Source organism: Bradyrhizobium sp. SZCCHNRI1009 (assembly GCF_032487575.1).
In the GTDB taxonomy this organism is placed as follows: Bacteria; Pseudomonadota; Alphaproteobacteria; order Rhizobiales; family Xanthobacteraceae; genus Bradyrhizobium.
Window position 1 is genome coordinate 173,261 of the sequence record NZ_JAUEUL010000003.1, and the last position, 21,036, is coordinate 194,296.

Below are 21,036 nucleotides of genomic sequence, written 5' to 3' on the forward strand. Positions count from 1 at the left end.
CGAGCCTCCCAACGCCATGGCCACGCGCCCGGCAAACGAAGGCAAGCCTAGTGGCGCACGCCCTGTCGCTCACGGCGATGCTTCGAAATGAACGAGCGGCGGGGCGCCACGATGGCGCTGGCGTGGCGATTGGCGATCCCAGCAGGACTCGAACCTGCAACCCGCGGAGTAGAAATCCGCTACTCTATCCAGTTGAGCTATGGGACCGTCGTCGCGAGACGAGCATCGCCAGGTGACCATCCCAAGATGAACGTCCGGAGGATGAGCGTCATGGGATGGGTGCCGGAGGGCGACGTCCGGCCAGCGCGCTTTCCATAGCACGGGTCATATGAAAAATCTTCCGTTTCGCCAAGAGCGGCCGAACCCGACGGAGGCCCGGGGAGACCAAGCGGAGGCGGAGGTGGGTCTATCGCCCCATTTGCGCGTCAGCGGCGTCGGATCAGCGGCCGCCGCGGCTTGTCTGTATGCCATGTCCCGTGAATTGCACGTCGATGAACAGATTTTCCTGTCGTATTTGCATGCCGATGATCGCGCCTGCGACGGGCCGCTCAGCGGTCCACTGCAACCTTTGCCATCAGTCCGTCACCATTTCGCGTCCATTCTCGCCACGAATCGGCCAAACACGGACATCCCTCCGCGTGTCCCGAACAGCCGCCGAAATCGCCGTCCAAGGAGCTGCCCCATGATCGGTCTGGTCCGCGCCGCCGTCCTCTGCGCCATCATGGCGCTCGGTCTTGCTTCTGCCCACGCCGCCGACAAGGCGTTCAAGCGCGACGACCTGGCGGATGCCGCAATCAAGCTGGAGGCGCAGATCAAGAGCGAGGCGGGGGCGGTGAACAAGCCGCTGGCGACCTTGCGCACGGACGCCGACGCGGCGCTTCGCCGGAACGACCTGCGCACCGGGCTGCAGATCCTCGGGCAGATCGCCACCGCGGCGCCGGATGATTCCGGCAACTGGCTGCGGCTGGCGCGCACTGTGTTGAACCAGATCAAGCCGGCCAACTCGTCGGAGCAGACTTTCCTGCTCGAGCGCGCCTCGACGGCGGCCTACATCGCCTATCAGCGCGCCGGCAATGCCGGGGAGGAGGCCGACGCGCTCGCGGTGCTCGGAAAGACCATGGCCGAGCGCAAGCTGTGGCGTCCGGCGCTGGATACGCTCAGGATGTCGCTCGAGCTCCGTGAGGTCGCCGACGTCCGCGGCCAGTATGAGCGGATGCGCGACGAGCACGGCTTCAGGCTGCTCGACTATACCGTGGATTCGGACTCGGCGAGCCCGCGCGCCTGCTTCCAGTTCTCCGAGGATCTGGCCAAGCGCACCGACTTTTCGCCCTTCGTGGCACAGGCCGGCAATGACAAGCCGGCGCTGACCTCGGAGGACAAGCAGCTCTGCGTCGAGGGACTCAAGCATGGCGAGCGCTACAACATCAATCTGCGCGCCGGCCTGCCCTCTAGCGTCAAGGAGAGCCTGCCGAAATCGGCCGAGTTCAATATCTATGTCCGCGACCGCAAGCCGTTCGTGCGCTTCACCGGCAAGGCCTATGTGCTGCCGCGCACCGGGCAGAAGGGCATTCCGCTGGTCAGCGTCAACACGCCCGCGGTCAATATCAACGTGTTCCGGATCGGCGACCGCAACCTGATCAACACCGTCATCGACAGCGACTTCCAGCGTCCGCTGTCGAGCTACCAGCTCACCGATCTCGGCAACGAGCGCGGCATGAAGGTGTGGAGCGGCGAGCTGTCGACCGCGATGACCCTGAACCAGGACGTCACCACTGCCTTCCCGGTCGACCAGGCGCTGAGCGACATGCAGCCGGGCGTCTATGTGATGACGGCCGCGCCGAAGGGCCCGACCAGCGGCAACAGTGACGAGGACAGCGGCGGCCAGCTCGCGACGCAATGGTTCATCGTCTCCGATCTCGGCGTCGCCGCGTTCTCCGGCAATGACGGCATTCACGTGTTCGTCAATTCGCTGGCCTCGACCGATCCGGTCGCGCGCGCCGAGGTGCGGCTGGTGGCACGCAACAACGAGATCCTGGCGACGCGCAAGACCGACGACGCCGGCCACGTGCTGTTCGAGACGGGCCTGGCGCGTGGCGAGGGGGGGCTGTCGCCGGCGATGCTGACCGTATCGGGCGAGAAGACCGACTATGCCTTCCTCAGCCTGAAGACGTCCGCCTTCGACCTGTCCGATCGCGGCGTCGCCGGGCGCGAGGCGCCCACGGGGCCCGACGCTTTCGTCTATTCCGAGCGCGGCGTCTACCGCTCCAACGAGACGGTCTACCTCACCGCGCTGCTGCGCGACGGCAAGGGCAACGCCATGACCGGCACGCCGCTGACGCTCGTCGTCGAGCGTCCCGATGGCGTCGAGTTCCGCCGCGCCGTGCTGCCGGATCAGGGCGCCGGCGGCCGTTCGTTCAGCGTGGCGCTAAACTCGGCAGTGCCGACCGGGACCTATCGCGTCCGCGCCTTCACCGATCCGAAGGGGACGGCGGTCGGCGAGACCACGTTCATGGTCGAGGACTACGTCCCCGAGCGGCTGGAATTCGACTTGTCCTCCAAGGACAAGCAGATCAAGGCTGAGACTCCGGTGGAGGTGAAGGTCGACGGCCATTTCCTCTATGGTGCGCCGGCCTCCGGCCTGCAGCTTGAAGGCGACCTGCTGGTGACCACGGCCTCGGAGCGGCCGGGCTTCCTCGGCTATCAGTTCGGCGTCGCCGACGAGGAGAGCGCCTCCAACGAGCGCACGCCGATCGAGGGGCTGCCCGAGACCGACGACAAGGGCGCGGCGACCTTCCCGGTCAGCCTGCCGAAGCCGCCGTCGTCGAGCCGGCCGCAGGAGGCGCAGATCTTCGTGCGCATGGCCGAGACCGGCGGCCGCGCCGTCGAGCGCAAGCTGGTGCTCCCCGTGGCGCCCAAGGCGGCGCAGATCGGCATCAAGCCGTCGTTTTCCGGCAAGAGTGTCGGCGAGGGCGACAAGGCCGAGTTCGAAATCGTGTTCGTCTCGCCCGAGGGGAAGACGCTAGCGCGCAATGGCCTGCGCTATGAGCTCCTGAAGATCGAGTCGCGCTATCAATGGTACCGGCAGAACTCCTATTGGGAGTATGAGCCGGTGAAGTCGACCAAACGCGTCGGTGACGGCGACGTCGCAATCGCCGCCAACAAGCCGGCGCGGCTGAGCTTCCAGCCGGAGGCCGGACGCTATCGGCTCGACGTCAAGTCGGCCGAGGCCGACGGTCCGGTGACGTCGCTGCAGTTCGACGTCGGCTGGTACACCGAGGGCAGCGCCGATACGCCTGACCTCCTGGAGACCTCGCTCGACAAGCCGCAGTACCAGTCGGGCGACACCATGGTGGTGACGGTGAATGCGCGCACCGCTGGCAAGCTCACGGTCAACGTGCTTGGCGACCGGCTGCTGACGACGCAGACCACCGAGGTCAAGGAAGGCACCAACCAGGTCAAGCTCGCGGTCGGCAGGGACTGGGGCACGGGCGCCTATGTCGTGACGACCTTGCGCCGTCCGCTCGATGCGGCCGCGCAGCGTATGCCGGGCCGCGCGCTCGGCGTTGCCTGGTTCGGCATCGACAAGTCGGCGCGCACGTTGAATGTCGCGCTGACACCTCCGGCACTGGTGCGGCCGGGCTCGGCGTTGAAGATCCCGGTCAAGATCGGCGGCCTCAATCCCGGCGAGGACGCCAAGATCGTCATCGCGGCGGTCGATGTCGGCATTCTCAACCTCACCAACTATAAGCCGCCCGCGCCGGACGAGTATTATCTCGGCCAGCGCCAGCTCTCGGCCGAGATCCGCGATCTCTATGGCCAGCTGATCGACGGCATGCAGGGCACGCGCGGCCAGATCCGGTCCGGCGGTGACTCCGGCGGCGCCGAGCTGCAGGGCTCGCCGCCGACGCAGAAACCGCTGGCGCTGTATTCGGGCATCGTCACCGTCGGACCGGACGGCACGGCTGAGGTCAGCTTCGACATTCCGGAGTTCGCGGGCACGGCGCGCGTGATGGCGGTGGCGTGGAGCGCGACCAAGGTCGGCCGTGCCAACATCGATGTCACCGTGCGCGATCCCGTGGTGTTGACCGCGACCTTGCCGCGCTTCCTGCTGTCGGGCGACCGCGGCACGCTGTCATTCGACGTCGACAATGTCGAGGGCGCGCCCGGAGACTATGTCGTGGCCGTGAAGGCGAGCGGTCCGGTGAAGGTCTCCGGAAATGCCAATGTGACGTTGAAGCTCGCGGCCAAGCAGCGGGGCTCATCGACCCTGCCGCTGGACGCCTCGGGCACCGGCACGGCGCAGCTCGACGTCGACATCAAGGGGCCGAACGGGCTGAGCCTCGCGCGGCATTATCAGCTCGACGTCAAGCCGGCGACGCAGGTGCTGGCGCGGCGCTCGATCCGGACGCTGGCCAAGGGCGAGAGCCTGACGCTGACGTCGGACATGTTCTCCGACCTCGTGGCGGGCACCGGCACGGTGTCGCTGTCGGCGGGACTGTCGACCGCGCTCGACGCGGCGACGATCCTCAAGGCGCTCGACCGCTACCCGCACGGCTGCTCGGAGCAGATCACCAGCCGGGCGATGCCGCTGCTCTATGTCAATGAGCTCGCGGCCGGCGCGCATCTGGCGATGGACACCGAGGTCGATCAGCGCATCCGCGACTCGATCGATCGCTTGCTGGCGCGGCAGGGCTCGAACGGCTCGTTCGGCCTCTGGTCAGCCGGCGGCGATGATCCCTGGCTCGACGCCTACGTGACGGACTTCCTGACCCGCGCCCGCGAAAAGGGCTTTGCGGTGCCCGACGTGCTGTTCAAGAGCGCGCTGGATCGCGTCAGGAACTCGGTGGTCAATGCCGAGGAGCCGGAGAAGACAGGAGGCCGCGATCTTGCCTATGGCCTCTACGTGCTGGCGCGCAACGGCGCGGCGCCGATCGGCGACCTGCGCTATCTCGCCGACACCAAGCTCGGCAATCTGGCAACTCCAATTGCCAAGGCGCAACTCGCCGCCGCGCTCGCGCTGGTCGGCGATCGCGCCCGCGCCGAGCGGGTCTATGGTGCCGCAGCCGACAGCCTCGCGCCGAAGCCGGTGCTGGTGTTCGGCCGCACCGACTACGGCTCCGACCTGCGCGATGCCGCGGCGCTGGTGTCGCTGGCGGGCGAGGGCAATGCGCCGCGCGCGACGCTGACGCAGGCGGTGGCCCGCGTCGAGGCCGCGCGCGGGCTGACGCCCTACACCTCGACGCAGGAAAATGCGTGGATGGTGCTGGCGGCGCGGGCGCTCGCCAAGGAGACCTTGACGCTCGACGTGAACGGCCAGGCGGTGAAGCAGGCGCTGTACCGTAGCTACAAGGCGGCTGAGCTCTCAGGCCAGCCGCTGAAGATCACCAATACCGGCGATGCGCCGGTGCAGGCGGTGGTCTCGGTGTCCGGCTCGCCGCTGACGCCGGAGCCCGCGGCGTCCAACGGCTTCAAGATCGAGCGCGGCTACTACACGCTCGACGGCAAGCCGGCGGATATCAGAACCGCGAAGCAGAACGACCGTTTCGCTGTCGTGCTGAAGGTCACCGAGGCCAAGCCGGAATATGGGCACATCATGGTGTCGGACTATCTGCCGGCGGGGCTGGAGATCGACAATCCGCATCTGGTGTCGTCGGGAGACAGCGGAACGCTCGACTGGATCGAGGACGGCCAGGAACCGGTCAATACCGAGTTCCGCGACGACCGCTTCACCGCCGCGCTCGACCGCGCCGCGGATTCCAAGTCCGTGTTCACGGTCGCTTACGTCGTGCGCGCGGTGTCGCCCGGCAAATACGTGCTGCCGCAGGCCTATGTCGAGGACATGTACAATCCGTCGCGCTATGGTCGGACCGGGACGGGGTCCGTGGAGGTCCGCGCGGCGAAATGAGCGAGGCTGGAACGAGCGGTGATGGGCGCAGGACGGAGCCACATACTCCGTCATGCCCGGGCTTGTCCCGGGCACCCACGCTGCCTCCGCACGACGTGGATGGCCGGGACAAGCCCGGCCATGACGGGAGGAGGGGGCGGGGCGTCAAACGGCTGTTGGTGTGTACGCTCCTGTCGATCGTTGCAATCGTTCTCGCACTCACCGCCTACGCCATCTCCCTCGGCCCGCTGCCGTTGCGCGAGGCCGAGGCGCTGTCCACCACCGTCGTCGACCGCCACGGCAAGCTCTTGCGCGCCTATGCGATGGCGGACGGGCGCTGGCGGCTGCCGGTCAGCGCGAAGAAGGACGTCGATCCGACCTATCTGAAGCTGCTGTTCGCCTATGAGGACCAGCGCTTCTACGACCACCACGGCGTCGATCCACGCGCGCTGGCGCGGGCCGCGATCCAACTCGGCTCGCATGGCCATATCGTCTCCGGCGGCTCGACCATCACGATGCAGCTGGCGCGGCTGCTGGAGCCGCGACGGCAGCGTTCGCTGCACGCCAAGCTCAGGCAGATCGTGCGCGCGCTCGAGCTCGAGCATCAGAAGAGCAAGGACGAGATCCTTGATCTTTATCTGACGCTCGCGCCCTATGGCGGCAATCTCGAAGGCATCCGCGCCGCCTCGATCGCATATTTCGGCAAGGAGCCGAAGCGGCTGTCGCTGGCAGAAGCGGCCCTCTTGGTGGCGCTGCCGCAGTCACCGGAGACGCGCCGGCTCGACCGCCATCCCGAGGCCGCTCGACGCGGCCGGGACCGCGTGCTCGACCGCATGGTGTCGGAGAACGTGATCTCCGCCGAGGACGCGGCGCAGGCGAAGGCGCAAGCCGTGCCTACCTTCCGCAAGCCGATGCCGATCCTGGCGCCGCATGCCGCCGACCAGGCCTCGGCGGCCGTCAAGGGTCAGCCGATGATCCGCCTTACGCTGGATGCCTCGCTGCAGAAGGTGCTGGAGCCGCTGGCGCGCGATCGCGCCATCGCATTGGGACCAAACGTCTCGGTCGGCATCATCGTGGTCGACAATGACAGCGGCGACGTGCTCGCCCATGTCGGATCGGCCGACTATTTCGACGAGAAGCGGGCAGGGCAGGTCGACATGACTCGCGCGGTGCGCTCGCCCGGCTCGACCTTGAAGCCGTTCATCTACGGGCTCGCCTTCGAGGACGGCTTCGTGCACCCGGAGAGCCTGATCGAGGACCGCCCGGTGCGCTTCGGCTCCTATGCGCCGGAGAATTTCGACATGACGTTCCAGGGCACGGTGCCGGTGCGCAAGGCGCTGCAACTGTCGCTGAACGTACCGGCGATCGTGCTGCTGGACCGCGTCGGCGCCAGCCGGCTGTCGTCGCGGCTGAAGCAGGCGGGCGGCAATCTGGTGCTGCCGAAGGACGAGGCCCCGGGCCTCGCCATGGGCCTTGGCGGCGTCGGTGTGACCCTGCAGGACCTCGCCCAGCTCTATACCGGCTTTCCGCGGCTCGGCACCACCAGGCCGCTGCGCGAGATCATGACGGCTGACGGTGCGCAGGATAACGCCCGCGAGCCGATGCGGCTGATGGACTCGGCGGCCGCCTGGCAGGTCGGCAACGTGCTGCTGGGGACGCCGCCGCCGGAAAACGCAGCCCGGAACCGGATCGCCTTCAAGACCGGCACCAGCTACGGCTATCGTGACGCCTGGTCGGTCGGCTTCGACGGCCGCATCACGATCGGCGTTTGGGTCGGCCGGCCCGATGGTGCGCCGGTGCCCGGCCTGATCGGCCGCGTCGCCGCGGCGCCGATCCTGTTCGACGCTTTTGCCCGCAGCGGCAAGCTGCCGGCGACACTGCCAAAGGCGCCCAAAGGGGCGCTTGTCGCCAGCAATTCAAAGTTGCCAATGCCCCTTCGCCGGTTCCGGCCGGTCGGGGAATTGGTGCGGACCGGCGCAGAGCAGGCGCCGCACATTCAGTTCCCGCTGAACGGCTCCCGGATCGATGTCGACCGATCCGCGGGACGCGAGGCGTCGGTGATGCCGGTGAAAGTGTCCGGGGGCGTGCTGCCGCTGACCATGCTGGTCAATGGACTGGCCGTCGGCGAGATCGACGGCCGGCGCCAGCGCCTGATCGATCCGCCCGGGCCGGGCTTTGCCCGCCTCACCGTGATCGATGCCACGGGCGCTGCGGACACAGTTGTGGTCAGAATCCAGTGAGGGTTCGCTAAGCGGTTGTCGGCATGGCGGTTTCAGCGTATTCGGAACCCCATGGTCGAGACCTATGCCCGCCCCCGTTTTGGAGAGCCGCGCGAGCCGAAGAACCTGGTCAATCCAGGCAATCGGCTGGTGCGGATGATCGATGCCGTCACCGTGAGCCACACCAGGGCGGTGGCGTTCCTGCTCGTCTGCGGGCTGCTGTTGTTCCTGCCGGGCTTCTTCACCATCCCGCCGATCGATCGTGACGAGGCGCGCTTCGCCCAGGCGACCAAGCAGATGGTCGAGAGCGGCGATTATGTCGACATCCGCTTCCAGGACGACGTGCGCTACAAGAAGCCAGTCGGCATCTACTGGTTGCAATCGGCTGCGGTCGAGACGGCGTCGGCGATCGGGCTGCCGCGTGCGCAGCTCCGCATCTGGGTCTACCGCATTCCCTCGCTGATCGGCGCGATCGGCGCGGTGCTGCTGACCTATTGGACCGCGCTCTCCTTCGTGACACGGCGCGGCGCGGTGTTCTCCGCCCTGCTGATGTGCTGCTCGGTCCTGCTTGGGGTGGAAGCCCGGCTCGCCAAGACCGACGCGATGCTGCTGTTCACCGTGGTGGCCGCGATGGGCGCGCTGGCGCGCGTCTATCTGTCGTGGCAGCGCGGCGAGGATCCGGTGCATCCGCCGTGGGGACCGCCTGCGATCTTCTGGACGGCGCTCGCCGGCGGCATCCTGATCAAGGGCCCGCTGATCCTGATGTTCGCAGGACTGACGATCTTGGCTTTGGCGATCATGGATCGCGGCGCCGGCTGGCTGTCGCGTCTGCGCCCTCTGTGGGGGCTGATGTGGATGCTGGTGCTGGTGCTGCCCTGGTTCGTGCTGATCTTCCTGCGCGCCGGCGACACCTTCTTTGCCGATTCCGTCGGCGGCGACATGCTGAGCAAGATCGGCGCCCAGGAGTCGCATGGCGCACCGCCGGGACTTTATCTGCTGCTGCTGTTCATCACCTTCTGGCCGGGCGCGCCGCTGGCCGCAATGGCAGCCCCCGCGGTGTGGCGCGCGCGGCGCGAGCCCGGGGCGCAGTTCCTCCTGGCCTGGCTGGTGCCGTCCTGGATCGTTTTCGAGGCGGTGCTGACCAAGCTGCCGCACTACGTGCTGCCGCTGTATCCGGCGATCGCCATCCTGACCGTGGGCGCGCTGGAGCGGCGGGTGCTGTCGCGCTCGTGGCTGCGCCGCGGCGCCGCCTGGTGGTTCGCGATTCCCGCCATCACCTCGGTGGTGGCCGTGATCGGCGCCATCATCGTGACGCACCAGCCGGTGTTCCTGGCCTGGCCATTCGTGGCGGCGTCGCTGATCTTCGGCCTGTTCGCCTGGTGGCTCTATGACGACGGCCGTGCCGAGCGCTCGCTCTTGAATGCCGGCGTGGCGGCGATGTTCCTGGCGTTCGTGGTGTATGGCGCCGTGCTGCCGGCGCTGACGCCGCTTTTTCCCAGCGCGGAGATTGCGCGCGCGCTGCGCAACGTGGTCTGCGTCGGGCCAAAGGCGGCAGCGGCAGGTTTCCACGAGCCGAGCCTGGTGTTCATGACGGGAACCTCGACCCAGCTCACCGACGGCTCGGGGGCGGCCGACTTCCTCAACCAGGGCACGTGCCGCTTCGCGCTTGTCGAGCAGCGCACCGAGCGGGCGTTCGTGCAGCGCGCCGAGGCGATCGGGCTGCGCTACAACGTCGCCAAGCGGATCGACGGCTACAACATCTCGCAGGGCCGCCCGGTCTCGATCGCGATCTATCGCTCGGAGGGCACCGAATAGATGTCGGCGCCCGACACCTCTCCGTCTTCCTCAGGCTATGTCTCGCAGCTCGCGCTGGTCGGCAAATTCTCGCTGGGACGGCTGGTGCGCCGGCCTCAGACGGCGCCCGATGCAGCAAGCCGGCAGCGTCTGTGGCGCGAACTTCTCCTGCTGATTGGCATCGGTTTGGGCGCGATCGTGATCCTGATGGTTGCCTTCGATGCCTATGAGATCGGGTTGATGCCCGCCCGCGGCACCCCCAGCATGTGGCCATGGCGCATCGTCACCGAGTTCGGCCAGGATGAATACGTGCTGGGTCTGCTGGCAGTCGGCGTCATCGTGACGATCCTGATCGCGCCGCTATGGCCCGAGGCCACGCGCAGCCGCCTGCTGAATTTCGCCACCCACGTTCAGTACGCCTTCTTCGCGGTGCTGGGCTCGGTGCTCGTGGCTCAGGTGCTGAAATACATCATCGGCCGCGGCCGCCCCTTCGTCGGCGGCAAGGCGAATGCCTTCAACTTCGACCCGTTCAACGGCACACCTGCCTATTTCAGCATGCCCTCCGCGCATGCGGTGACGGCCTTCGCGCTGGCCTTCGCCGTTGCCGCCGTCTGGCCGCGATGGCGCGTTCCCGCGTTCATCTATGCCGTCGTGATCGCCCTGAGCCGGCTGGTGCTGCTGGCCCATCATCCAAGCGATGTGGTCGCCGGCGCCGTGGTCGGATTGGCCTGCGCCATGCTGGTCCGCTACTGGTTCGCAGCCCGGCGGCTGGGTTTCCGCCTGGGCAAGGACGGCCAAATCGTACCGCGCTAAAGGGGTTGATAGGCGGCCCCAAGCCCCATAAGAAGCCTCCGCCGCAGCGCCCGGGGCAGCAACCGGTCCAGTCACGCCATTACGAGTTCTCATCTTGTCGACCGAAACCCCCGTTGCCGTCTCCATCGTCGTTCCCGTGCGCAACGAGGCCGGCAATATCGTTCCGCTGATCACCGAGATCGCGGCGGCGCTCGATGGTCTGTGGTCCTACGAGATCATCTACGTCAACGATGGCTCGACCGATGACACCGCGCAGCGGCTCGCCGAGGAAATGGCACGGCGGCCGAACCTGCGTGTGCTGCAGCATGAGAAATCGACCGGCCAATCGGCTGCGGTTCGTAGCGGCATCCGCGCGGCCCATGGCGCCATGGTGGCCACGCTGGATGGCGATGGCCAGAACAATCCCGCGTTCTTGCCCGACCTCATTGCCGCGCTCGAAAAGGGCGGTGCAGGCGTCGGCCTCGTCGCAGGGCAGCGCGTCGGCCGCAAGGATACCGGCTTCAAGAAGCTACAGTCGCGGCTGGCCAACAAGATCCGCAATGCGGTGCTGCATGACGGCACCCGCGATACCGGCTGCGGCCTCAAGGCGGTCCGTCGCGACGTGTTCCTGATGATGCCGTATTTCGATGGTCTGCACCGCTTCCTTCCCGCCCTGGTGCGGCGCGAGGGCTACGACATCGCCTATATCGACGTGATCGATCGTCCCCGGCATTCGGGCGTGTCGAACTACGGGTTCTTCGACCGGCTGTGGATCGGGATCATGGATCTCGCCGGCGTGTGGTGGCTGATCCGCCGCAAGAAGCCGACGCCGGTTGCGATCGAGGTGAAGTCATGCTGATTCAATTCGGGCAGGCGTTCAGCAACTATCTCTATGACATCTTCGTCGCCAGATTCGATTTCTGGCTGGTGTTCGGCCTTGCCGCCCAGCTGGCCTTCGCCGCGCGCTTCCTTGTGCAGTGGATCGCCAGCGAGCGCGCGGGCAAGAGCGTGGTGCCGATCGCCTTCTGGTTCTTCTCGATCGGGGGAGGGCTGATGACGCTGATCTACGGTCTCGTGAAGCGCGAGCCGGTCATCATCTTCGGCCAGCTGCTGTCGAACATCATCTACGTCCGCAACGTGATGTTGATCTTCAAGAACCGCCAGCGGGAATCCCAGACGCTGAGCAATTGATCGGGGCCGTCTTCAGGTTCACAGGGCGGATGTTCGCTGGCGCAGGACAGGTATTGCCTCTCCCATCGCAGTTCGCGCCCAGCTCTCTCCGCGCCGAAGGCGCTTCGGCCCCGGCGCGGGCATGCGGAACAACCGGTTCGTAGCGCCGTCCTACGCTCAGCGCGGCAGCGGCTTTGCAGAGGATGCGGGCAGGGCGACGGTGGCCCCGCTGTCTGCCGCCTCGCTGCGGCGGCTGGCCGCTTCGCCGGCCGCGTCCAGGACGGGATAGGCGACCGAGCAGATGTGGGAGTGGATACGCCTGAGGTCACGCAGCACGTCGAGATGCAGTGAGGTGGTTTCGAGCGTCTCCGAGCGGCCCTCGCGCAGACGTTCGAGGTGCCGCTCGGTCGCGCCGAGCTCTGCGTTGCGGAGCTCGGCTTTCTGATCGAGCAGTTGGTGGGCTTGCTGCGCATCGCCGGACATGAAGATGCCGAACGCGACGCGGAGCGCCTCCATGATCTGGCGGTGAAAGGCCTGCAGCTCGTCGGCGCCCTCCGCAGAGAACTGGAACCTGCGCTTGATCTTCTTGGTCGCGAGCTCGCTCAGGTTCTTGTCGATGATGTCGCCGATGTGTTCGAGGTTGATCGCGAAGGAGATGATCTCCATCGCGCGCTTGCCCTCACGGTCGTCCAGGCTGCCCCGCGTCAGCTTGGTGATGTAGAGCTTGATGGCTTCGTCGAGCCGGTCGACGACATTGTCCGCGCGTGACACCTGATCCACGAGGCCACGGTCGTTGGTCATCATCGCGGTCATGACATTGCGCAACATGGTCTCGACCAGATCGCCCATTCGCAGCGCCTCGCGCGCGGCGTCCGCAAGCGCCAGCGACGGTGTCTCCAGCGCGGTCTCGTCGAGATAGCGCGGTTTGGCCGGATCGACCTCCGCCGGGCGGTCGGGGAACAGGCTGACGAGCAGCTTCTCCATGACGCCGAGCAGGCCGATGAACACCACGGCCGTGCCGAGATTGAAAGCCATGTGGAACTGGGCCGTCAGCTTCGACAGATCGGGCTGAAATTGCTGCAATTGCGCTGCGAGCGGATGCAGGAACGGCGCGATCAGCGCGACTCCGATGACACGGTTGAGGAGATTGCCGACGGGCAGGCGATAGCTCGCCGGGTTGTCACGGCGCGCGCCCTCGAACACCGGATTGACGGCGCTGCCGAGATTGGCGCCAAGCACGAGCGCCAACGCGGCATCGGCCGTGATGAAGTGCGCATAGGCCAGCGACATCACCAGCAGCACGCTGGCGACGCTGGAATGCACGATCCAGGTGACGACGGCGCCGAAGATGATGCACAGCGTGACATCGGCCGTGATCGCCTGCATGAACACGCGCATCGCCGGCGCTTCTTCAGCGGGCGCCAGGGTGTCGATCAGGATGTGCAGCGACAGCAGCATCAGGCCGAGGCCAATCGACACCCGCCCCAGGTCCTTGATGCGCGATCGCGGCCCGCTGCGGAACGCCACCAGGCCGAGCACGAACAGGATGGGGGCGACCGCCGCCACGTTGAACGACAGGACCTGCACGATCAGCGTGGTGCCGATATTGGCGCCGAGCATGATCGCCAGCGCCGGGATCAGGCCGACCAGGCCTTCCGCCGCGAAGGAGGTCGTGATCAGCGCGGTCGCCGTGCTGCTCTGGAGCAGAGCGGTCAGACCGAGTCCGGCGGCGAGCGCGCTGAAGCGGTTACGCAGCGCCCGCGATAGCAGCAGCCGGAGATCCGGGCCGAAGGCGCGAAGAATGCCGCTGTGGACCATGTGAAGGCCCCACAGCAGCAACGCCACGCCGCCCATCAGATCGAGCAGAACCATGATTTCCGTTCGTTCCAGCTTTCCTTGCCGCGCAGGCTACCCCCAATCGGCGGGACATCAACGCCAATTTGTCAGCCCAGGCTGCCCGATCGCGCGACGCTCCGCTTGCTGCGGGCGTGCTTAAGCTGCGTTGAACGCCGCAAAGCCTCGGTCGAGATCCTCCTTGAGATCCTCTACATTCTCCAGGCCAATATGCAGACGCAGCGTGGGGCCGCCGGGCGCCCAGGTGGTGGCCGTGCGATAGCTCGCGCAGTCGAACGGAATCGCCAGGCTCTCGAAGCCGCCCCAGGAATAGCCCATTCCGAACAGCGTCAGCGTGTCGAGCATCGCATCAACCGCGGCTTGCGGCTTTGGTTGCAGCACGATGCTGAACAGGCCGGAGGCGCCGGTGAAGTCCCGCTTCCAGATCGCATGCCCCGGATGGCTCTCCAGCGCAGGATGCAGGACCTCGATCACCTCGGGGCGGGCGGCGAGCCAGCGTGCCATCTCCAGGCCGGACCGATGATGCTGCGCCAGCCGCACGCCGAGCGTCCGCACGCCGCGCAGCGCCAGGAAGACGTCGTCCGGCCCGGCGCAGACGCCGAGCAGGCGGATGCCTTCGGAGATCAGCGGCCACGCCTTCGCATTGGCCGAAATCGTCCCGAACATGATGTCGGAGTGGCCGCCGATATATTTGGTGGCCGCCTGCATGCTGACGTCGACGCCCTGGTCGAGGGAGCGGTGGTAGAGCGGCGTCGCCCAGGTGTTGTCGTCGATGACGAGTGCGCCATGCGCATGCGCAACCGCCGCAATGGCGGGGATGTCCGGCATTTCGAACGACTGCGAGCCGGGCGCCTCGACCACTACCGCGCGTGTATTTGGTTTGAGCAGTTGCTCAATTCCTGTGCCGATCAATGGGTCGAAATAGGTCGTCTCGACGCCGTAGCGCGCCAGCATGCCGTTGCAGAAATTGCGGGTCGGGCGATAGATGCTGTCGCAGACCAGCACGTGGTCGCCGGCCTTGAGCACCGACAGCAGGGTCGTCGAGATCGCCCCGAGACCTGACGGCGCGATGCCGACGCCGGCGCATTGCGGGCCCTCCAACGCCATCAGCGCCTGCTGCAACGCCTTCGTGGTCGGCGTGCCGTGGCGGCCATATTGGAATTCGCCGCGGTGTGCATGCAGATCTTCAGCCGTTGGATACAGGACCGTCGACCCATGAACGACCGGAGGATTCACGAATCCGTGCTGCGCTTTCGTGTCCCGCCCCGCCGTGACCAGCCGTGTCTCGACGTTTTGTCGCACCGCCGCGGCGGGGTCGTTCGATAATGCCATTCGCGTGTCTTTTCTCTTTGAACCTGCCGGGAAAGCTGAAAATCAGGCCGCACTGCGGTCGTTAATAACAGAATGCAGAACAGGCCCGTCAACCCCTTGACCCGGACCGCCAGTCGTTCTGTGATGCCGGCGCAATTCGATCGCTGCACGTTGAGGGGCTTGCCGCGATTCCCGCTTCATCTCGCATGCACGGCTCCGTTGTGCATTGCGTGCGCCATATTCTTGGTATGGCGTTTGCAAAGGCGGATTCAGGTCGGCCCCATCTTCGCGCTGAGATTTCATCGCTCCCCAAGGACGACCGCGAAAGGCTGTATTTATGAAACGCGTCACTCTGGCTCTCACTCTTGCTCTCGCCCCGATGCTGGCGAGCGTCGGCGCCCAGGCCGAAACGCTCAAGACCGTCAAGGATCGCGGCATGCTCGCCTGCGGCGTCAGCCAGGGCCTGCCCGGTTTCTCGAACCCGGACGACAAGGGCAACTGGACCGGGCTCGACGTCGACGTCTGCCGCGCCATTGCCGCCGCGATCTTCAACGATCCGACCAAGGTCAAGTTCGTGCCGCTCTCCGCCAAGGATCGCTTCACCGCGCTGCAATCGGGCGAAGTCGACGTGCTGTCGCGCAACACCACCTGGACCCTGTCGCGTGACACCTCGCTCGGCGCGAACTTCGCCGGAATTACCTATTATGACGGCCAGGGCTTCATGGTGAAGAAGGCCCTCAAGGTCAACTCGGCGCTGGAGCTGAACAGCGCTTCGGTTTGCGTGCAGACTGGCACCACGACCGAGCAAAACCTCGCCGACTACTTCAAGGCCAACAAGATGAAGTACGAGGTGATCGCGTTCGCCGGCGCCGACGAGACCGTGAAAGCCTATGAATCCGGCCGCTGCGACGTGTTCACCACCGACGTCTCCGGCCTCTATGCCGAGCGCCTGAAGCTCTCCAATCCGGCCGACCATGTTGTGCTGCCCGAGGTGATCTCGAAGGAACCGCTCGGCCCAATGGTGCGCCACGGCGACGACCAGTGGTTCGACATCGTGAAGTGGACGTTGTTCGGGCTGATCACGGCCGAGGAAATGGGCGTCACCCAGGCGAACGTGGACGAGATGGCCAAGTCGGACAAGCCTGATTTCAAGCGCGCCTTCGGCACCGATGGCAATCTCGGCGAGCAGCTCGGCCTCACCAAGGACTGGTTCTCCCGGATCGTGAAAGCGGTCGGAAACTACGGCGAGATGTATGACCGCAACGTCGGCGCGGGCTCCAAGCTGCAGATCGCGCGCGGTCTGAACCAGCTCTGGAACAAGGGCGGCCTGCAGTACGCGCCGCCGATCCGCTGATCACTGCACGATAGCGGGGCTGCGGCGAATGAGTATCGAAGCGAGGTTACCGCCTGCGCAATATGGGCTTCGGCTGAAGCGCATGCTGGGTGGCAAGGCAGGATGGAACGGCATCATCCTGCAGATCCTGTTCGTCGCAGTCCTGGTGTGGGTTGGCTACGAGATCGTGGCCAACGCACGCAGCAACCTCGCCGCCCAGCGCATCACGTCGGGCTTCGGTTTCCTCAACAACACGGCCGGCTTCGACGTCAACCAGACCCTGATCAGCTACTCCGGCTCCGACAGCTACAGTCGCGTGCTGATCGTCGGCGTGCTGAACACGCTGCTGGTCTCCGTCATAGGTATCGTGCTGGCGACCATCCTTGGCTTTCTGGTTGCGCTTGGCCGCTTGTCACCGAACGCATTGCTGTCGCGAGTCTCCGGCGCCTATGTCGAGCTGATCCGCAACCTGCCGCTGCTGTTTCAGATCCTGTTCTGGTATCTTGCGGTGTTGGCGGCTCTGCCCGGACCGCGACAGAGCATCTCTCTTTTCTCGACCTTCTTTCTCAACAACCGCGGCTTCATCGTTCCGCGCCCGATTGAGGAGCCCGGCTTCATGCCGTTCGTGATCGCGCTCGGTGTGGCGATCGTGGTCTCGGTCGGTCTGCACCATTACGCGCGGCGCGAGCTGTTCCTCCGCGGCCATGTGATGCGGATCTGGCCCTGGGTGCTGGGGCTGCTGATCGGCCTGCCGCTGATTGCAGCGCTCGTGTTCGGCGTGCCGATTTCGTTCGAGGTACCGGCGCTCAAGGGATTCAACTTCGCCGGCGGTTCGCGCATCATTCCAGAGCTCGTCGCGCTGACCCTGGCGCTGACCATGTACACGGCGTCGTTCATCGCCGAGGTCGTGCGCGCCGGCATTCTCTCGGTCCACAAAGGACAGATGGAAGCGGGGCTCTCGCTTGGACTGAGCCGTGGCACCGTGCTGCGCTTGATCGTCGTGCCGCAGGCGCTTCGCGTCATCCTGCCGCCGCTGACGAACCAGTATTTGAACCTGACCAAGAACTCCTCGCTCGCGGTCGCTATCGGTTATCCCGATCTCGTGTCGGTGTTCGCGGGCACGACGATGAGCCAGACGGGTCAGGCCATCGAGATCATCGGAATCACGATGGGCGTCTATCTGGCGCTGTCGCTGATCACGAGCGCGATGATGAGCTTCTACAGCTGGCGGCTTGGGAAGAGACTTGGCGCATGAAGAGACTTGGCGCATGACCGACATCACGGCCTCAACCTTCATCCGTCAGGACATGGCCGGAGAACGCCCGGCGCCCATCAAGACGACGGGTTTCGTCGGCTTCGTCCGCACGAGGCTGTTGAACTCGCCGACCAATATCCTGCTCACGCTGGTGAGCGCGCTGTTGATCTGGTTCACCGTGATCCCGGCGGTCAAGTTCCTGCTGGTCGACGCGGTGTGGGTCGGCAAGGACCGCGAAGCATGCCTGGCGCAGAACGCCGGCCATCCGGTCGGCGCCTGTTGGCCCTACATTTCGGCGAAGTTCGGCCAGTTCATGTACGGCTTCTACCCGGAGGCCGACCGCTGGCGCGTCAATCTGACCTATGTGCTGGCGGTGGTGCTGCTGGTGCCGCTGCTGATTCCGCGCCTGCCTGCCAAAGGATTGAACGCGGGCCTGTTCTTCTTCGCGCTGCCGGTGGTCGCGTTCTTCCTGCTCTATGGCGGTGGGCTGGAGGGCTTCGGCGTGAGCTGGACCACAGGCGCCCTCCAGGTGTTCGTCGAGAGCATCGATACGGCCGGCAACGCGCTGATGCGCGCCGGCGACAACGTGCCGGTGGTCGGCATGCTGCTGTGGCTGCTCGGCAAGCTGGTCGTTCTGATCGGAACGCTCGCATCGCTCGTGATCTGGCCACTGGTCTGGATCCGCAACGAACTGCAGCAATCTCACCAGCCCGTGTGGAATGATCTCGCGCTCTCGGCGATCATTGTCACCGCGCTGGTGTTCATCGTCGGCGGCGGGAGCAGGGCGCTGCGCAGCGTCATCGCCACGGCCGCGACCTTCGCTGGCATTGCCGTCGTCATTGCGATCATGGGCCTCGATCGCGGCGGCCTTCCCATCGTCGACACAAGGCTGTGGGGCGGAATGCTGGTGACGCTGGTCGTCTCGGTGATCGGCATCGTTGCGTCGATGCCGATCGGCATTGCGCTGGCGCTCGGCCGCCGCTCGACCATTCCACTGATCCGCATCTTTTCGATCGCCTTCATCGAACTGGTGCGCGGCGTGCCGCTGATCACCGTGCTGTTCTTCGCCACCTACATGCTGCCGCTGTTCCTGCCCGGCAATGCCAGGGTCGATGGCCTGGTACGGGCGCTGATCGGCGTTGCGCTGTTCTCCGGCGCCTACATGGCCGAGGTGATCCGCGGCGGTCTGCAGGCCATTCCGCGCGGCCAGGCGGAGGCGTCGAGCGCGCTCGGCCTGTCCTGGTGGAAGACGACGAGCTTCATCGTGCTGCCGCAGGCGCTGCGCCACGTGATCCCCGGCATCGTCAACAGCTTCATCTCGCTGTTCAAGGACACCTCGCTGGTGTCCATCGTGGCGCTGTTCGACCTGCTCGGCAGCCTCAAGGCCTCGTTTGCCGATCCGGTCTGGGCGACGCCGACCACGGCCTTCACCGGCTTTGCCTTCACGGGGCTGATCTACTTCGCCTTCTGCTTCGGCATGTCACGCTACTCCCTGCTGGTCGAGCGCCGCGTCAACGCGCACCGGCGCCATTGAGCCAGAGATCATCGAGAGATCCATGACTGCAAATTCGATCGTCAGCATTTCCGCCCTCAACAAGTGGTACGGCGAATTCCACGTCTTGCGCGACATCAATCTCTCGGTCGGGAAGGGTGAGCGCATCGTGATCTGCGGGCCTTCGGGCTCAGGCAAGTCGACCTTGATCCGCTGCATCAACGCGCTCGAGGAATTCCAGGAGGGCGAGATCAATGTCGACGGCATCGACCTCGGTCCGAACCTCAAGCGCGTGGACGAGGTTCGCCGCGAGGTCGGCATGGTGTTCCAGAGCTTCAACCTGTTTCCGCACCTGACCGTGCTGGAGAACTGCACCCTGGCGCCGATCTGGGTGCGCAACATCCCGCAGAAGGAAGCCGAGGCGACCGCGATGAAGTTCCTGGAGCGGGTCAAGATCCCGCATCAGGCGCAGAAATACCCGGGCCAGATGTCGGGCGGTCAGCAGCAGCGTGTCGCCATCGCGCGCGCGCTGACGATGAACCCCAAGGTCATGCTGTTCGACGAGCCGACCTCGGCGCTCGATCCGGAGATGGTGAAGGAGGTGCTCGACACCATGGTCGATCTCGCGAAGGAGGGCATGACCATGCTGGTCGTGACCCACGAGATGGGCTTCGCGCGCGAGGTCGCCAACCGCGTCGTGTTCATGGACGCCGGCCAGATCATCGAATCGAACACGCCGCAGGAGTTCTTCGCCAATCCGCAGCATGCGCGCAGCAAGCTGTTCCTGAGCCAGATCCTGCGGCATTGATGGCGGCGAATAGGGAGATGCGAATAGCGAATAGAGTTCGTTTCTCGTTCGCTACTCGCCTTTCGCGTCCTACATGAACGGCGGCTTGATCCCGCTGCGCTTCTCGAGCCAAGCCGGCACCGGCAGGTTCTTCGAACGCATGAACTCTGGATTGTACAGCTTCGACTGATAGCGCGTGCCGGAGTCGCACAGGATGGTCACGATGGTGTGGCCGGGGCCGAGCTTCCGGGCGAGCTGCACCGCGCCGGCGACGTTGACGCCGGTCGAGCCGCCCAGGCACAGGCCTTCATGCTGCACGAGGTCGTAGATCGTGTTGACGGCATCCTCGTCGGACACCAGGAACGCGTCGTCGACCTTGGCGGTCTCGATCACGGGCGTCACGCGACCGATGCCGATGCCTTCGGTGATGGAGTCGCCGGGCGTCGACTTGACGACGCCGTTCTTGAACCATTCGTACATGGCGAAGCCGTGCGGATCGGCGCAGGCGGTGACGATATCCTTGTTCCTGTCCTTCAAATAGCGGCTGGTGCCGGCAATCGTGCCGCCGGTGCCGACCGCGCAGATGAAGCCGTCGACCTTGCCGTTGGTCTGCTCCCAGATCTCGGGTCCCGTGGACTCATAATGCGCCTTGGCGTTGTCGAGGTTGTTCCACTGGTCGGCGAACAGCACGCCGTTCGGCTCGGTCTTGCGCAGTTCGTCGGCGAGCCTGCGGCCGACATGCTGATAGTTGTTGGGATTGCTGAACGGCAACGCCGGCACCTCGACCAGCTCCGCGCCGCACAGCCGTAGCATGTCCTTCTTTTCCTGGCTCTGCGTCTCCGGAATCACGATCAGCGTGCGATAACCGCGCGCGCTGGCGACCACGGCCAGACCGATGCCGGTGTTGCCGGCAGTGGCCTCCACCACGAGGCCGCCCGGCTTGAGATCGCCACGTCTCTCGGCCTCCAGGATCATCCACTTGCCGGCACGGTCCTTGACCGACTGGCCCGGGTTCATGAACTCGGCCTTGCCGAGAATGGTGCAGCCCGTCGCCTCCGAGGCGCGCTTGAGCTTGATCAGCGGCGTATTGCCGATCGCCGCGACGACGTCGTTATGAATGGTCATTTTGCAGATACCGTAGGAGT

At 65.7% G+C, this 21,036-nt stretch carries 13 protein-coding genes and 1 tRNA gene; 10 read left to right on the forward strand and 4 right to left on the reverse strand.

Annotated elements, in window-relative coordinates; all coding sequences use genetic code 11:
* Window positions 1-130 precede the first annotated feature (130 nt).
* Window positions 131-207: transfer RNA gene (locus QX010_RS07700), tRNA-Arg, on the reverse strand.
* A gap of 475 nt (window positions 208-682) precedes the next feature.
* On the opposite strand from QX010_RS07700, the gene QX010_RS07705 reads away from it, so the two are divergent.
* The 6 genes from QX010_RS07705 (at window position 683) to QX010_RS07730 (ending at window position 11,880) form a co-directional block, all read left to right on the forward strand.
* On the forward strand, window positions 683-5,905 hold the full coding sequence (locus QX010_RS07705; RefSeq protein WP_316178658.1) for an alpha-2-macroglobulin: 5,223 nt from the start codon (window positions 683-685) through the stop codon (window positions 5,903-5,905).
* The gene (gene pbpC, locus QX010_RS07710; RefSeq protein WP_315799904.1) at window positions 5,902-8,124 is read left to right on the forward strand and encodes a penicillin-binding protein 1C; all 2,223 of its coding nucleotides are present in this window, start codon (window positions 5,902-5,904) and stop codon (window positions 8,122-8,124) included. Before QX010_RS07705 ends, pbpC begins: the two co-directional genes overlap by 4 nt.
* Before the next feature lie 51 nt (window positions 8,125-8,175).
* Window positions 8,176-9,918, forward strand: coding sequence for a glycosyltransferase family 39 protein (locus QX010_RS07715; RefSeq protein ID WP_316178661.1), 1,743 nt, complete (start codon window positions 8,176-8,178; stop codon window positions 9,916-9,918).
* Window positions 9,919-10,710 carry a phosphatase PAP2 family protein gene (locus tag QX010_RS07720; protein WP_315799906.1) on the forward strand — a complete coding sequence of 264 codons (792 nt, stop codon included), beginning with the start codon at window positions 9,919-9,921 and terminating at the stop codon, window positions 10,708-10,710.
* A gap of 94 nt (window positions 10,711-10,804) precedes the next feature.
* Window positions 10,805-11,548 carry a glycosyltransferase family 2 protein gene (locus QX010_RS07725; RefSeq protein ID WP_316178663.1) on the forward strand — a complete coding sequence of 248 codons (744 nt, stop codon included), beginning with the start codon at window positions 10,805-10,807 and terminating at the stop codon, window positions 11,546-11,548.
* A complete protein-coding gene (locus QX010_RS07730; protein ID WP_316178664.1) occupies window positions 11,542-11,880 on the forward strand; it encodes a lipid-A-disaccharide synthase N-terminal domain-containing protein in 339 nt (112 codons plus the stop codon). Before QX010_RS07725 ends, QX010_RS07730 begins: the two co-directional genes overlap by 7 nt.
* A 156-nt stretch (window positions 11,881-12,036) precedes the next feature.
* On the opposite strand, the gene QX010_RS07735 is transcribed toward QX010_RS07730, so the two are convergent.
* Both QX010_RS07735 and metC read right to left on the reverse strand, forming a co-directional pair.
* Window positions 12,037-13,731, reverse strand: a complete 1,695-nt coding sequence (locus tag QX010_RS07735) for a Na/Pi cotransporter family protein (protein WP_316178666.1) — start codon at window positions 13,729-13,731, stop codon at window positions 12,037-12,039.
* 120 nt (window positions 13,732-13,851) lie between these two features.
* A complete protein-coding gene (metC, locus tag QX010_RS07740) occupies window positions 13,852-15,045 on the reverse strand; it encodes a cystathionine beta-lyase (RefSeq protein ID WP_316178668.1) in 1,194 nt (397 codons plus the stop codon).
* Between the two features lie 316 nt (window positions 15,046-15,361).
* Here metC and QX010_RS07745 point away from each other — a divergent pair, with 316 nt between their 5' ends.
* From QX010_RS07745 to QX010_RS07760, 4 genes are read left to right on the forward strand one after another with little or no spacing between them, the layout of a single operon-like run.
* Window positions 15,362-16,378: an amino acid ABC transporter substrate-binding protein gene (locus QX010_RS07745; protein ID WP_315799911.1), complete on the forward strand. Its 1,017-nt coding sequence runs from the start codon at window positions 15,362-15,364 to the stop codon at window positions 16,376-16,378.
* 28 nt (window positions 16,379-16,406) lie between these two features.
* On the forward strand, window positions 16,407-17,612 hold the full coding sequence (locus tag QX010_RS07750; RefSeq protein ID WP_316178670.1) for an ABC transporter permease subunit: 1,206 nt from the start codon (window positions 16,407-16,409) through the stop codon (window positions 17,610-17,612).
* 13 nt (window positions 17,613-17,625) lie between these two features.
* Complete coding sequence (locus QX010_RS07755; protein ID WP_315799913.1) at window positions 17,626-19,146, forward strand: amino acid ABC transporter permease; 1,521 nt, start codon at window positions 17,626-17,628, stop codon at window positions 19,144-19,146.
* A 22-nt stretch (window positions 19,147-19,168) separates the two neighbouring features.
* Window positions 19,169-19,912 (forward strand): amino acid ABC transporter ATP-binding protein, encoded by a 744-nt coding sequence (locus QX010_RS07760; RefSeq protein WP_315799914.1) that lies wholly within the window; start codon window positions 19,169-19,171, stop codon window positions 19,910-19,912.
* Window positions 19,913-19,981: 69 nt separating this feature from the next.
* On the opposite strand, the gene QX010_RS07765 is transcribed toward QX010_RS07760, so the two are convergent.
* On the reverse strand, window positions 19,982-21,016 hold the full coding sequence (locus QX010_RS07765; RefSeq protein ID WP_316178672.1) for a cysteine synthase A: 1,035 nt from the start codon (window positions 21,014-21,016) through the stop codon (window positions 19,982-19,984).
* Window positions 21,017-21,036: the final 20 nt, after the last annotated feature.